General features: G+C 71.0%; 14 protein-coding genes. 7 read left to right on the forward strand and 7 right to left on the reverse strand.

What is annotated here, in order from left to right; all coding sequences use genetic code 11:
• Positions 1-53: 53 nt before the first annotated feature.
• Positions 54-407: an SsgA family sporulation/cell division regulator gene (locus ACIQPR_RS04320; protein ID WP_403641647.1), complete on the reverse strand. Its 354-nt coding sequence runs from the start codon at positions 405-407 to the stop codon at positions 54-56.
• Positions 408-577: 170 nt separating this feature from the next.
• Between ACIQPR_RS04320 and ACIQPR_RS04325 the strand changes: the two genes are divergently transcribed.
• The 7 genes from ACIQPR_RS04325 (at position 578) to ACIQPR_RS04355 (ending at position 6,970) form a co-directional block, all read left to right on the forward strand.
• Entirely contained in the window at positions 578-1,645 is a 1,068-nt protein-coding gene (locus ACIQPR_RS04325; RefSeq protein WP_403641650.1) for an energy-coupling factor ABC transporter permease, read from the forward strand.
• Between the two features lies 1 nt (position 1,646).
• Complete coding sequence (gene cbiQ, locus ACIQPR_RS04330; RefSeq protein WP_403641651.1) at positions 1,647-2,408, forward strand: cobalt ECF transporter T component CbiQ; 762 nt, start codon at positions 1,647-1,649, stop codon at positions 2,406-2,408.
• Positions 2,396-3,157, forward strand: coding sequence for an energy-coupling factor ABC transporter ATP-binding protein (locus tag ACIQPR_RS04335; protein ID WP_403641654.1), 762 nt, complete (start codon positions 2,396-2,398; stop codon positions 3,155-3,157). The genes cbiQ and ACIQPR_RS04335 overlap by 13 nt, the downstream gene beginning before the upstream one ends.
• Complete coding sequence (locus tag ACIQPR_RS04340; protein WP_403641657.1) at positions 3,154-3,633, forward strand: MarR family winged helix-turn-helix transcriptional regulator; 480 nt, start codon at positions 3,154-3,156, stop codon at positions 3,631-3,633. The genes ACIQPR_RS04335 and ACIQPR_RS04340 overlap by 4 nt, the downstream gene beginning before the upstream one ends.
• Positions 3,634-3,773: 140 nt before the next feature.
• Positions 3,774-4,229, forward strand: a complete 456-nt coding sequence (locus ACIQPR_RS04345; RefSeq protein WP_403641660.1) for an organic hydroperoxide resistance protein — start codon at positions 3,774-3,776, stop codon at positions 4,227-4,229.
• Between the two features lie 37 nt (positions 4,230-4,266).
• Positions 4,267-5,430, forward strand: coding sequence for a serine hydrolase domain-containing protein (locus tag ACIQPR_RS04350; protein WP_403641663.1), 1,164 nt, complete (start codon positions 4,267-4,269; stop codon positions 5,428-5,430).
• 67 nt (positions 5,431-5,497) lie between these two features.
• Positions 5,498-6,970 (forward strand): metallophosphoesterase, encoded by a 1,473-nt coding sequence (locus ACIQPR_RS04355; RefSeq protein ID WP_403641666.1) that lies wholly within the window; start codon positions 5,498-5,500, stop codon positions 6,968-6,970.
• A gap of 22 nt (positions 6,971-6,992) precedes the next feature.
• On the opposite strand, the gene ACIQPR_RS04360 is transcribed toward ACIQPR_RS04355, so the two are convergent.
• The 6 genes from ACIQPR_RS04360 to ACIQPR_RS04385 form a co-directional block, all read right to left on the reverse strand.
• Positions 6,993-7,838, reverse strand: coding sequence for an EamA family transporter (locus ACIQPR_RS04360; protein WP_403641669.1), 846 nt, complete (start codon positions 7,836-7,838; stop codon positions 6,993-6,995).
• Complete coding sequence (locus ACIQPR_RS04365; RefSeq protein WP_403641672.1) at positions 7,835-8,350, reverse strand: YbaK/EbsC family protein; 516 nt, start codon at positions 8,348-8,350, stop codon at positions 7,835-7,837. Before ACIQPR_RS04365 ends, ACIQPR_RS04360 begins: the two co-directional genes overlap by 4 nt.
• 824 nt (positions 8,351-9,174) lie before the next feature.
• Positions 9,175-9,729, reverse strand: coding sequence for an isochorismatase family protein (locus ACIQPR_RS04370; protein WP_403641674.1), 555 nt, complete (start codon positions 9,727-9,729; stop codon positions 9,175-9,177).
• 39 nt (positions 9,730-9,768) lie between these two features.
• On the reverse strand, positions 9,769-10,293 hold the full coding sequence (locus ACIQPR_RS04375) for a hypothetical protein (protein ID WP_403641677.1): 525 nt from the start codon (positions 10,291-10,293) through the stop codon (positions 9,769-9,771).
• Positions 10,294-10,391: 98 nt separating this feature from the next.
• Positions 10,392-12,614, reverse strand: coding sequence for an MMPL family transporter (locus ACIQPR_RS04380; protein ID WP_403641680.1), 2,223 nt, complete (start codon positions 12,612-12,614; stop codon positions 10,392-10,394).
• A gap of 122 nt (positions 12,615-12,736) precedes the next feature.
• Positions 12,737-13,336 carry a TetR/AcrR family transcriptional regulator gene (locus tag ACIQPR_RS04385; protein ID WP_403641683.1) on the reverse strand — a complete coding sequence of 200 codons (600 nt, stop codon included), beginning with the start codon at positions 13,334-13,336 and terminating at the stop codon, positions 12,737-12,739.
• Between the last annotated feature and the right edge of the window lie 52 nt (positions 13,337-13,388).

Consider the following 13,388-nt stretch of genomic DNA (forward strand, 5'->3'; position numbering starts at 1 on the left):
GAGCAGAGGGAGTTCAGCGCGACCGGGGGGCGTTCGGCTCGGTCGGGGAGGGTTCAGCTCACCACGGGTGCGGCGGCCGTGTACGTCCGGCGCAGGAACCGCATGATCGTCTTCGTCTCGAACTGGACGACGGAGACGCCCTGTTCGGAGTGGAACTCGACGACGGCCTGCACCCGCCCGCACGGCCACACCCGTACCTCGCCGCTGCCGGCCGGGGCGCGCAGCCCCTGTTCCAGCAGCGCGCGGTCGAAGGTCCATTCGTCGGTGCCGGGCAGGCCGACCCGGATCGAGCGCGGATCGGCGTCGGGGTCGTAGCGCAGGACGACGGGGACCGCGCCCCGCTCCACCTGCGCTTCGTCCTCATCGGTGACGATGTGGGCTCGCGCGTACTGTTCGACTACGGACATCGGGCGGCCCCTAACGCTGAGTGACCTATGTGAAAGCTGTGCATCCGCTCCCACTACCCCAATGTCGCATATTTTCTCGGGAGCGCCCCTCGGGGCGACAGATCTCACATACCGGCCGGGGACCTTCTCGCTCTTGCAAAAGACTCGCAACAACCATCTAAAATCACTCTGTGCATGTCCCTGACGGATTCATAGACGCCCCCGTGTCCGCCGCGACCGGCGTGGTCGCCGCCGCCGCGCTCGCCGTGAGCCTGCGCGGCGCGCGCCGGGAACAGGGGGGCACCTCCCGCGCGAGCGAAGTCGAGCGTGGGGGAGAGCGGACCGCGCCGCTGGCGGGCCTGGTCGCCGCCTTCATCTTCGCCGTGCAGATGCTCAACTTCCCGGTCGCGGCCGGTACCAGCGGCCATCTGCTCGGCGGCGCGCTGGCCGCGATCCTCGTCGGCCCCTACACCGGTGTGCTGTGCGTCTCCGTCGTCCTGCTCATGCAGGGCGTCCTGTTCGCGGACGGCGGGCTGACCGCGCTCGGCGTGAACATCACCGACATGGCGATCACGACGACGGTCGTCGCGTACGCCGTCTTCCGCGGCCTGGTCAAGATCCTCCCGCGCGGCCGTCGCTCGATCACCGCCGCGTCCTTCACCGCCGCCCTGCTCTCCGTCCCCGCCGCCGCCCTCGTCTTCACCCTCCTCTACGCCCTCGGCGGCACCACCGACGTCTCCCTCGGCAAGGTCGCCGGCGCGATGATCGGCGTCCACGTCCTCATCGGCGTCGGCGAGGCCGCGATCACCGCGCTCACGGTCGGCGCGGTGATCGCCGTACGCCCGGATCTCGTCCATGGCGCGCGCGGGCTGGAGCAGCGGCTGAAGCTGCGCGTGAACGGCGAACTCGTGGACAGCGCGCCCCAGCGGCCGGCGCCCGTCCGCGGCTCGCACCGCAAGGTGTGGCTCACCGGCCTAGCCGCCTCCCTCCTCCTCGCCGGCTTCGTCAGCTTCTACGCCTCCTCCAACCCCGACGGCCTGGAGAAGGTCGCCGCCGACCACGGCATCGACCGCACCACCGAGGAGCACGCCTCGGCCGACTCCCCGCTCGCGGACTACGGCGTGCGCGACGTCGAGGACGCCCGGCTCTCCGGCGGCCTCGCGGGCGTGATCGGGGTCGGCGTCACGGTCGTCGCGGGCACCGGGGTCTTCTGGGCGGTCCGCAGGCGCCGCGACACCTCGAAGACGCAGGCGGCCTGAGATGGGCGCGGGGCACGCCCACCGCCTGTACCGGCACGGCCACTCCCGGGTGCACGCCCTGCCGCCGCACACCAAACTGGCCGCCGTGTTCGCCTTCGTGGTGGTCGTGGTGTCGACCCCGCGCGAGGCGATGTGGGCGTTCGGGCTGTACGCCGCGCTGCTGGCGCTGGTTGCGTACGCGGCCCGGGTGCCCGCCGGTTTCCTGCTCCGCCGCCTGCTGATCGAGATCCCCTTCGTGGCGTTCGCGGTGCTGATGCCCTTCGTCGCGGAGGGCGAGCAAGTAACCTTCCTGGGCCTGGAGTTGAGCGTGAACGGCCTCTGGGGCGCCTGGAACGTCCTCGCCAAGGGCACCTTGGGCGTGGCCGCCTCCGTCCTCCTCGCCGCCACCACCGAACTCCGCGAACTCCTCCTGGGACTCCAGCGGTTGAAGCTCCCACCGCTCCTCGTCCAGATCGCGTCCTTCATGATCCGCTACGGCGATGTCATCACGGACGAGCTGCGCCGGATGCGGATCGCCCGCGAGTCACGGGGTTTCGAGGCCCGGGGCGTGCGCCACTGGGGCGTGCTCGCGAAGTCGGCGGGCGCGCTGTTCATCCGCTCCTACGAACGCGGGGAACGGGTCCATCTGGCCATGGTGAGCCGGGGTTACACGGGTGCCATGCCGGTGATCGACGAGGTCACCGCCGACCGGGCCCAGTGGTCCTACGCCCTCGCACTGCCCTGTGCCGCCCTTGTCGTATGCCTGTTGGGATGGACCCTGTGACGACCCACTCTCTGGACGTGTCCGGGCTGGCCTTCGCCTACCCGGACGGCCATCAGGCCTTGTTCGGCGTCGACTTCACGGTCGCGCGCGGCGAACGGGTCGCCCTGCTCGGCCCGAACGGCGCCGGCAAGACCACCCTCGTGCTGCACCTCAACGGCATCCTCACCGGCGGCGCCGGGACGGTGACGGTGGCCGGACTCCCGGTCGGCAAAAGGCACATGGCGGAGATCCGGCGCCGGGTCGGCATCGTCTTCCAGGACCCCGACGACCAGCTCTTCATGCCGACGGTCCGCGAGGACGTGGCGTTCGGCCCGGCGGCGGCCGGGCTGAAGGGCGCGGAGCTGGAGCAACGGGTGCGCACCGCCCTGGAGTCGGTGGGAATGGCGGACTTCGCGGACCGGCCCCCGCATCATCTGTCGTTCGGGCAGAGGCGCCGCGTCGCGGTCGCGACCGTGCTGGCGATGGAGCCGGAGATCCTCGTCCTCGACGAGCCCTCCTCCAACCTCGACCCCGCCTCCCGGCGCGAACTGGCCGACATCCTGCGGTCGTTGGACGTGACCGTCCTCATGGTCACGCACGACCTGCCGTACGCGCTGGAGCTGTGCCCGCGTTCGCTGGTCCTGAGCGAGGGCGTGATCGCGGCGGACGGCCCGACCGGCCGACTCCTCTGCGACGAGGCGCTGATGCGGGCCCATCGGCTGGAGTTGCCCTTCGGGTTCGACCCGCGGTCCGTGACAATGGGCGCGTGACGAACGAGGACCGTACGGTCGCCGCCGGTGCCGCCGGGTCGCTGCTCCTGGACGAGCAGCTGTGCTTCGCGCTGTACGCGGCCCAGCGCGCGCTGACCGCCGCGTACCGCCCGCTCCTTGAGGAACTGGAGCTGACCTACCCGCAGTACCTCGTCCTCCTCGTCCTGTGGGAGCGCGGCGAGAGCACGGTCAAGGACCTCTCGAACGCCCTGCGTCTGGACTACGGCACGCTGTCGCCGCTCCTGAAGCGTCTGGAGGCGGCCGGGCTGGTCCGCCGCGAGCGCGCGGCCCACGACGAGCGCGCGGTGCTGGTCGCGTGCACGGAGCGCGGCGCGGCCCTGCGGGAGCGCGCGGCCCGGGTGCCGGGGGCGCTGCTCGCGGCGACGGAGCTGGAGCTGCCGGAGGTCGTACGGCTGCGCGCGGAGCTGTGGCGGCTGGCGGAGCGCGCGGAGGCGGCGGCGGAACGGGCCCGCTGACCTCGGGTTACCGACGGTCACCACCCCCTGCTGGCCACGTGTCACCTACCCGCCAGTATCTTGTGCACGATGTAGTTGCCCACTCCTGTCTTCGCACTCCGTGTTCCGTCCTGTGTTCCCGTTCCGGGGGAGGTCCCGCCATGACCGACGACGCCGCTGCCGCCGCCGTCGACACCCGCCCGACGAAGATCATGTACGTCGCCGAGGCCACCGCCCACGGCGGCCGGGACGGCTTCGTCAGCAGCCAGGACGGCCAGCTCGCCCTCCAGGTGGCGATGCCCCCGGCACTGGGCGGCGACGGCAACGGCACCAACCCCGAGCAGCTCTTCGCGGCCGGCTACAGCTCCTGCTTCCACAACGCGCTGGTCCTGGTCGGCCGCAGGGCGGGCTTCGACCTGGCCGGATCCACGGTCGCCGCGAAGGTCGGCATCGGCCCCAACAAACAGCGCGGCTACGGCCTCGCGGTCGCCCTGAGCGTGTCCCTACCGGTCCTCGACCCGGACATCGCCGCGAAGCTGGTCGACGCGGCCCATGAGGTCTGCCCGTACTCGAACGCGACCCGCGGGAACATCGACGTCACGATCCTGCTTGGTTGAGACAGGACAGCTGACCGGCGGGACCAGGAGTGCGGACGTGGACGTGAACGGCGTGGTGGCCGAGGGCTTCGAGCCGGTCGGGGAGGCGTTCGCCGCGAACTTCGAGCTGCGCGGGGACCGGGGCGCGGCCGTGACCGTGTACCGGGACGGGCACCGGGTCGTGGACCTGTGGGCCGGCACCAAGGACATCGACGGCAGCACGCCCTGGCAGCGGGACACCGCCCAGATCGTCCGCTCCGCGACGAAGGGCGTGGCCGCCGCCGCGCTGCTGCTGCTCGCGCAGCGCGGGGAACTGGACCTGGACGCCCCGGTGGGCGAGTACTGGCCGGAGTACAAGACCGCCGGCAAGGAGCACACCCTCGTGTGGCAGCTGCTCGCGCACCGCGCGGGGGTGCCGGTGCTGGACCACCCGCTGACCCCCGAACAGGCCGCCGACCCGGTCCTGGGCGCCGCTGCGGTGGCGGCCCAGGCGCCGGTGTGGGAGCCGGGCACGGACCACGGCTATCACGCGCAGACGTACAGCTGGCTGACCGGGGAACTCGTCCGCCGGGTGACGGGCCGCTCGATCGGCGCGTGGATCGCGGACGAGATCGCCGGCCCGGTCGGCGCGGACCTGTGGGTGGGCCTGCCCCCCGGTGAACGAGGCCGGGTGGGCCGGGTCGCGCAGGTCGAGGCGGCCCCGGCCGACACGCACGCACTGCGCCTGCGCCCCAAGCGGTCGGTCTCCGAGGCGTACGCGAACCCCGACTCCCTCACCCGGCGCGCGTTCGGCGCGATCACCCCGATGCCGGACGAGAACGACCCGGCGTACCGGGCCGCCGTGCTCCCCGCGTCGAACGGCATCGCCACGGCGGACGGCCTGGCCCGTTTCTACGCGTCCCTGATCGGCGAAGTCGAGGGCGGCACAAGGCTGTTCACCCCGGAGACGGTCGAGCTGGCCCGCACGGAACGCTCGGCGGGACCGGACCGCGTGCTCGTCGTGGGCACCCGGTTCGGCCTCGGCCACATGCTCCACGGCAGCGCGTCCCCGCTCCTGTCGGACGGCTCCTTCGGACACCCCGGCCGGGGCGGCGCGCTCGGCTTCGCAGACCCGGATTCAGGCATCGCGTTCGGGTATGTGACGAATTCGTTCCGGAAGAGCGTGACGGCTGATCCACGGGCGCAGGCCCTGGTCAGAGCGGTGCGCACCACCCTGTCGTAGCGCACCGGTACGGCCGCGGCCGCAGACACCACGGCCTGCGTTCACGACCCTGTGGCAACAATGGGGTATGCGCTGCTGCATCTCGGCTCCCCTCGCGGCCCTCGCCGCGCTCCCCACCCCGTACGACCTCCTGCGCTCCGGCGCGCTCCTCGCCCCGGCGCTCGTACGGGCCGTGCACGGCGGTTCCCCGCGCGGCAAGTACCGCCAACTGGCCGCCGTACACCTGGAGTTGGTCACCCTCACCGAGGACAGCGCCATCATCACCTGGCACACCCGGATACCCGGCACCGACGACGGTCTCGGCCACCCGCTCCCTGCGGTCACCGAGGGCGAGGTCCTCTACGGCACCCACCCGGCGCGGCTCAACCGCGTCGCCGCCGAGGAGCGGCCCACCGCGCACCACCAGGTGGAGCTGACCGGCCTGGAGCCCGGACAGACCTACTACTACCGGGCCCGGTCCGGGGGCGTGACCGCCGTACCGACGCCGTTGCAGCACGTGCGCGGGAACGCCGTAGGCACCTCGCGGCACGGCCTGGGCTCCCTGACCGGCACGTACTCCTTCACCACGCCCCAGCCGCCGCCCGGCCGGCACCTGCTGTCCATCGCCCTCTGCAACGACCTGCACCTCGGCGAGACCACCGCGGGCCTGATGGCGGGCTTCCCGCTGCTGCGCGGGGTGTCGCAGGCCGCGGGCCTCACCGCCTATCCGGAACTCATGACCCGGGCCCTGGTCGAGGAGGCCAAGCGGCGCGGCGCGGACGTCCTGCTCGCCGCCGGGGACATCTCGGCGGGCGGATCGCCGCAGCACCTGGCACAGGCCAGGCGCATCCTGGACGGCTTCGGCACGCTCGGCCGCGACTACCTCGTCGTCCGCGGCAACCACGACCGGGCGGGCGGCGGCGCGGACACGTTCCACGAGGGGTTCCGGGACGGCTTCGGCGGCGGCCCCGGCTACTTCGCGCACGACCTGGGCGGACTGCGGATCATCGGGCTCGACACCTACGCCAAGGCCGGCAACGGCGGTGACGCGGGCGGACTCGGCGAGGAGCAGCTGTCCTGGTTCCGGGCACGGCTCAGGGCGGAGCCGGACCGGCCCACCGTCGTCTTCGGTCACCATCCGCTGACGGTACGGGACTCCGTGTTCCCGGTGACCCAGGGACAGCAGCTGGACCGGCGGCAGGCGCGGGCGATCGTCGACGCGTACGCCTCGGCGCCCGGGGTCTTCCTGCACCACGCGGGCCACACCCACCGGAACAAACGGACACCGCTGGTGCGGGCACCTCATGTCGTACAGCAGGAGGTCACCGCCGCGAAGGACTACCCCGGCGGATTTCTGCTGCTGCGCGTCCACTCCGGGGGATACGCGCTCAACCACTACAAGGCGGGCGGCGTCGAGGCGCGCGAGTGGGGAGAGCGGTCCCGGCGGGTGGCCGGCGGCCTGTGGCCGCACCACGCCCTGGGACGGGCGGCCACGGACCGCAACAGCGTCAGGGCGCACGACCTGTCCGGCATCGGCTCCTTGAGCCTGGCCGCCGGCTGAGAAAAGACCGTCGTTCCCCTGGTCAGCCCGCCCGCAGCATGAGCCCGATCCCGGCCACCAGCAGCACGGCCGCGGCGATCCTCGGCGCCCCGAACCGCTCCTTGAAGAAGACCGCCCCGATGGCCGCGCCGACGATGATCGACGATTCGCGCAGGGCCGCGATGGGGGCGAGGTCCGCGCGGGTCTGGGCCCACAGGACGAGTCCGTACGCCAGCATGGACAGGGCGGCGCCGAGACAGCCCACGGCGGCGAACGGCCGTAGGGCGGGAAGCAGTTGACCACGTCGAAGGTGAAGGGCGTAGACGGGGATGAGCCATCCCTCCGCCACCATCAGCCAGACGATGTACCCCATCGACGACCCCGAGGCACGCACACCGAGCCCGTCCACGACGGTGTACGCGGCGATCGACAGCCCCGTCGCCAACGCGGCCCCGATCGCGGCCCAGTTGGGCGTCTTCCCGCGCATCCCCCACAGGGCGACACCGGTAAGTCCCGTACAGGACAGGGCGATACCGGCCGCCGCCCACCCGTCGGGCACCTCGTGCGCGAAGACGGCGGCGAAAACCGTGACGACTAGGGGAGCGGTGCCGCGCGCGATCGGATAGGCCTGACCGAAGTCCCCGAGCCGGAACGACTTCATCAACAGCAGGGTGTAGGCGAGATGGATGAGCGCGGAGGCCCCCAGATACGGCCACGCGCCGGCCGCCGGAAAGGCCGTGAACGGCACGAGCGCCAGTCCGATGACCGTCCCGCCGCCCGTGATGAGCGTGAACCCGACCAGCTTGTCGGTGATCCGGTGCGCGATGGCGTTCCAGCAGGCGTGGGTGACCGCGGCGAGCAGGACGGCGGCGGCGACCGGAGGTGTCACGGGGTCTGCTCGCGCACGTCCACCACACTGGCACCGGCGTACGCGACGAGTTCCTTCGGCTCCATCGGGAACACCGCATGCGGATTGCCCGCCGCGGCCCACACGACAGCGTGCGCGAGCAACGAACGATCCGCGAGCACACGGGTCTTCGTACGATGCCCGAAAGGCGGCACACCGCCGATGGCGTACCCGGTCGTCTCCCGTACGACATCGGCCTTGGCCCGGGTGACCTTCTCCACGCCGAGTTCCTCCCGCACCCGCTCCACGTCCACCCGCGAGGCCCCGTCCATCAGCACCAGCACGGGCACCCCGTCGGCCGCGAAGATCAGGGACTTGCAGATCTCGCTCAACTCGCACCCGATCGCGGCGGCGGCCTCCGCGGCGGTACGGGTCGCGTCCGGGAAGCGTCGGATGCTGCCGAGCAGGTCCCCGAGCCCCGACTCCCGCAAGGCTTCGGCGAAACGAGGGTTGGCGCCGGAGTCCTGGGTGTTCTCGCTGCCGTTCGTGGTCATGTCGGCACGCTAGCGGGGGCTGCACCGGGCCTGCGACTGAGTTCTTGCCGTGGGGCCACTCGCTTCTTTGCCAGTGTCGGGCTTCCACGGACCGAGTAAAGGGCGCTCCCTACGGTCGCGTCGGCTTCGCCGATGCCCCTCCGGGCCACCCTTGACACGGTCCGCTCCAGCCCGTTAGAGAAGCGAGCGAGCGGCCGAGAGGAGCAGGGGGCCTGGGCGAGTGGGCCCCTTACGTGGGCTGCGTACGCGCCCAGCGAAGAGGAACGCGTCCGCGCCTCGCCAGCACGCCGCGCCGTCTCAGCGGCCAACCCCGAGAGGGGCCAACAGACCAACCAACTAACCAACCACCTAGAGGACCCTGCCCTTCCAGAAGCCGGGGTCATTTCTAACTGGTCAGGGTGTGTGTCAGTGGTTAGATTTCTCCCCGGCTTCCAGCACCCCCCACCCTCCTCTTCTTCCTCCCGTGCCGGAGGGTTGGTCTGCTGCTGGCCACTGACCACTAGGCACTGACCACTCGGCACCGGCCGTTGGCCGCTGAACCGGCGCGGCGTGCTGGCGAGACGCGGACGCGCCCCGTAGCACCGGCCGCGTACGCAGCCCACGTAAGGGGCCCACTCAGCCGGGCCCCCTGCTCCCCCGGGCCGCTCGCTCGCTTCTGAAACGGGATTGCGCGAGCCGAGTCAAGGGTGACCCGCAGGGTCATCGGCGAAGCCGACGCGACCGCAGGGAGCGCCCTTTACTCGGATCGCACAATCCCGACACTGACAAAGAAGCGAGTGGCCCAACAGCAACCCCACAACGCCGTTCGTGGAACGCGCCGTTCGTCAGCCGGTGAGGGCAACGTCCTTCGTCGTCTCGACTCCCGCCGTGCGACCGGGGCCGGTGTGGTACTTCCAGTAGAGGTTCGTGTGAGCGATGACCTGCTCCGGCGGCGGCGCACCCCACTGACTGAGGTCGGTCGTGGTGTGGGCGTCGCCGACGAGTGTCACGTCGTAGCCGCGGGTGAACGCGCTGTGGAGCGTGGAGCGGATGCACTGGTCGGTGGACGCGCCCGCCACGACCAGGCGTCCCACCTGCGCGGCGGCCAGTACCTCTTCGAGGGGCGTGTCGTCGAAGGAGTCCGGGTAGAGCTTGTGGAGCCGGGGTTCCTGGTCGCCGGGGGTCAGTTCGGGGACGAGCTGCCAGCCCTCGCCGCCCTTCGGCACGTTCTCGTCGGAGTGCTGGATCCAGATGACCGGGACGCCTTCCTCGCGTGCCCGGTCGGCGAGCGCTGCGATGTTGGCGACGACCTGGTCACGGTCGTACGCGTCGGCCACGACGGCGACCTGGACGTCTACCAGCAGGAGTGCGGTGCGGGGCCGTTCTGCGAGTGTGGTCATGTCCGACACGCTAGTCCGGCCCACTGACATCGGCCCGGTTCAGATCGGCCTGAAGCCCGGTCCGACGGATTGCGGTACGGCTTCTTCGTCCGGGTCCACCTCGCTCAGCCCCTCGACGAAGGCCAGGACGAACGCGCTGAACGGGCCCTCGAACACCTCCAGTTCGAGGCTGTGGCTGTCGGTGACGACCTTCCACCGGTCCGGGTCCGGGTCGCAGGGCCAGAAGAAGTGCTCGTTGCCGGAGTAGTCGTAGCCCCAGGAGATCAGACCGCCGGGTTCCGGGTGGACGGGGAAGGTGTGCAGGTCGGGTGCGCGGCGCCGGGCCGCGGCGCGCCGCTCGTGGATCTGGCGCATCCGGTCCAGGAGCGGGCTGTCGCCGCGCGGGTGGAAGACCACCAGCTCGTCGCAGATCACGCCCGTGCCGTAGGTGTCGAGGAAGGTCTTGAAGTCGGCGGGCAGGGGCGAGGCGACGTACGTCTCGGTCTCGGTCCAGTCGTCGGGGGACGGGGTCCTGGCCGTGGTCGAGGGGCCGAGCAGCCGTATCAGATCGTCCAGTGCTGTCACGACCGCGACCCTGTCACGGACGCGATCTGCCGCGCCACCCGAACTCGGTGGCGCGGCAGATCAGTTGCCCGGTGCCTCAGTGCCTCGCGGCAGCCGCCTCAGGCCCGGACCAACTCCCGGTCCTCGTCGGGATCCGAGTCCTTGGTGTCGAGGTCGCGCAGGCCTTCGCCCTCGACGTCGACGTTGGGCAGGGCGCGGTCCAGCCACTTCGGCAGCCACCAGGCCTTGTCGCCCAGGAGGGCGAGGACGGCCGGGACGATCGCCATGCGGACGACGAACGCGTCGAAGAAGACGGCGATGGCGAGGCCGAAGCCGATCATCTTGATCATGGATTCGCTGGAGGTGATGAAGCCCGCGAAGACGGCCATCATGATGACCGCCGCGGCGGTGACGACCCGGGCGCCGTACTTGAATCCGGTGACGACGGCCTGGCCGGGCCGCTCGCCGTGGACGTACGCCTCGCGCATCCGGGTCACGAGGAACACCTCGTAGTCCATCGCCAGGCCGAAGACCACGCCCACCATGAAGATCGGCATCATCGACATGATCGGACCGGTCTCCTCGACACCGATCAGGCCGGAGAGCCAGCCCCATTGGAAGACGGCGACGACGGCGCCGAGCGAGGCGAGCACGCTGAGCAGGAAGCCGAGCGCCGCTTTCAGGGGGACCAGGATCGAGCGGAAGACCACGATCAGGAGGAGGAAGGCGAGGCCGACGACCAGGCACAGGTAGGGGATCAGGGCGTCGTTGAGCTTCTGCGAGAAGTCGATGTTCATCGCGGTGGTGCCGGTGACCAGCACCTGCGCGTCCGTGTCGGCCTTGATGCCGGTGCCCTCGGCGCGGATGGAGTGGACCAGGTCCTCGGTGGTGACCGACGACGGTTTGGAGTCGGGTACGACGGTGATCATCGCGGTGTCGCCGGCCTTGTTGAAGACGGCCGGGCTGACGGAGACCACGTCGTGGAGTGTCTTGATCTTGTCGGTCACCGCGGTGGCGGCTGCCTTGGGGGCGTCGCTGTTCTTGGCGTCCACGACGATCATCAGCGGGCCGTTGAAGCCGGGGCCGAAGCCTTCCGCGAGGAGGTCGTAGGCGCGTCGCTGGGTGGTGGAGGTCGGTTGTGAGCTGTCGTCGGGCAGCCCCAGCTGGAGCTGGCTGGCGGGCAGTGCGACGGCGCCGAGGCCGAGCACGCCGAGGATCAGGACGGCGGCGGGACGGCGTACGACGAAGCTCGCCCAGCGGGTGCCCATGTTCGGCCTGGCGGCCTTGGCGGCTTCCTTGGCGCTGCCGCCGCCCAGCCACTTGGCCTTCTGGCCGGCGGGCTTGATCCTGCGGCCCGCGTAGCCGAGCAGTGCCGGGATCATGGTGAGCGCGATGAGGACCGAGACGACGACGGTGCCGGCCGCGGCGACGCCCATCTTGGTGAGCATCGGCACGTTGACCACGGAGAGACCGGCCAGTGCGATGACGACGGTGAGGCCGGCGAAGACCACCGCCGAGCCCGCGGTGCCCACGGCCCGGCCGGCCGCCTCCTCGTGCGCACGTCCCTCGGCCAGTTCGGCGCGGTAGCGGGAGACGATGAACAGGGCGTAGTCGATGCCGACGGCGAGGCCGATCATCAGGGCGAGTGTCGAGGTGGTCGATCCCAGGTCCAGGGTGTTGGCCAGGGCCGTGATCGTCGAGACGCCGATTCCGACGCCGATGATCGCGGTGAGCAGCGGCAGGCCGGCCGAGACCAGCGAGCCGAGGGTGATGAGCAGGACGACGGCGGCCAGCACGATGCCGATGACCTCGCCGACGCCCATCTCGGCGGCGGCCTGGAGCGCGTCGCCGCCGACGTCGACGGTCAGTCCGGTGGCGCGGGCCTGGCTCGCGGTCTCCTCCAGGGCGTCCTTGCTGGAGTCCTTGAGGGCGACGCCGGCGACGTCGTACTTCACCGAGGCGTAGGCGACGGTCCCGTTCCGGCTCACGGCGTTCGTGGTGAACGGGTCGGTGACGGAGACGACTTCGGAGCCGTCGGCCAGCTCCTTGACCGTCTTCTCGACGGTCGCCCGGTTCGCGGCGTCGGTCATCTTCTCGCCGCTCGGCGCCTTGAAGACGACGCGCGCGGTGGCACCGTCCGAGCTGGAGCCGGGGAAGCGCTGGTCGAGCAGGTCGAAGGCCTTCTGTGCCTCGGTCCCGGGGATGGAGAAGGAGGTGGAGCCCGCGGCGGGCGCGCTGGCCGCGCCGACTCCCGCGAGGGTGAGCAGGGCTATCCAGAGGAGGGCGACGTAGTGCCGTCGCCTGAAGGCGAGCCGGCCGACTTTGTAGAGGAACGTGGCCACGAGGGCGTACTCCCGGTCAGGTCGTGGGGTTCTTCGGGGCAGGTGTGACCGGCCGGTTGGGGACACGGCTGATCGGCCCGACGACGTGAGCGGTTACGTCAGGTGGGCGTGCTGTGGGTCTGTCAGACGACAGGTGCGCCGAGTGCGGGGAGCACCACGGCGTCGATGTACGAGGTGAGGTAGGCCTGGGTGGGCGGGAGGTCCTCGATCACCGTGCGGGTGGCGAAGGCGCCGATCATCATGTGCACCACGAACTCCAGCGCGGGGCGGTCCGCGCGGACCTCGCCCCGGTCGATGGCGCGTTGCATGACCCGGCGGAACTCTTCCATCTCGGGTTCGATGAGCAGTTCCCGGAAGGCCTGGAGGAGGTCCGGGTTGTTGTGGGTCGCCATGGCGAGACCCCGCATCAGCGCGGAGTTCTGTTCGATCCGGCAGTCGTCCTCGCGGGCGACCATGGCGTGCATGTCGCCCCGGAGTGTTCCGGTGTCGATGTCGGCGGCCCGGCCCGGCTTGCTGTGCCGTACGGCTTTCGCCACCAGTTCGGCCTTGCCGCCCCACTGGCGGTAGAGGGTCGCCTTGCTGGAGCGGGTGCGAGCGGCGACGGCGTCCATGGTGAGGGCGTCGTAGCCGACTTCGCGGAGCAGGTCGAGCACGGCCTCGTACAGCTCGGCCTCGCGCTCGGGTGTGATGCGACTGCGACGCGCCGTTGCGACTTCAGTCATGCGACTCACCTTCCGGCTCCGAACGACACGGTTTCGTACGTGACGAATGTAG

The sequence above is a fragment of the Streptomyces sp. NPDC091280 genome (assembly GCF_044768565.1).
GTDB lineage: Bacteria > Actinomycetota > Actinomycetes > Streptomycetales > Streptomycetaceae > Streptomyces.

Coding starts and splice junctions, on each gene's coding strand:
- ACIQPR_RS04320 (WP_403641647.1), bottom strand. CDS start 407: ATGTCCGTAGTCGAACAGTACGCGCGAGCCCACATCGTCACCGATGAG.
- ACIQPR_RS04365 (WP_403641672.1), bottom strand. CDS start 8,350: ATGACCACGAACGGCAGCGAGAACACCCAGGACTCCGGCGCCAACCCT.
- ACIQPR_RS04355 (WP_403641666.1), top strand. CDS start 5,498: ATGCGCTGCTGCATCTCGGCTCCCCTCGCGGCCCTCGCCGCGCTCCCC.
- cbiQ (WP_403641651.1), top strand. CDS start 1,647: ATGGGCGCGGGGCACGCCCACCGCCTGTACCGGCACGGCCACTCCCGG.
- ACIQPR_RS04385 (WP_403641683.1), bottom strand. CDS start 13,336: ATGACTGAAGTCGCAACGGCGCGTCGCAGTCGCATCACACCCGAGCGC.
- ACIQPR_RS04370 (WP_403641674.1), bottom strand. CDS start 9,729: ATGACCACACTCGCAGAACGGCCCCGCACCGCACTCCTGCTGGTAGAC.
- ACIQPR_RS04345 (WP_403641660.1), top strand. CDS start 3,774: ATGACCGACGACGCCGCTGCCGCCGCCGTCGACACCCGCCCGACGAAG.
- ACIQPR_RS04335 (WP_403641654.1), top strand. CDS start 2,396: ATGGACCCTGTGACGACCCACTCTCTGGACGTGTCCGGGCTGGCCTTC.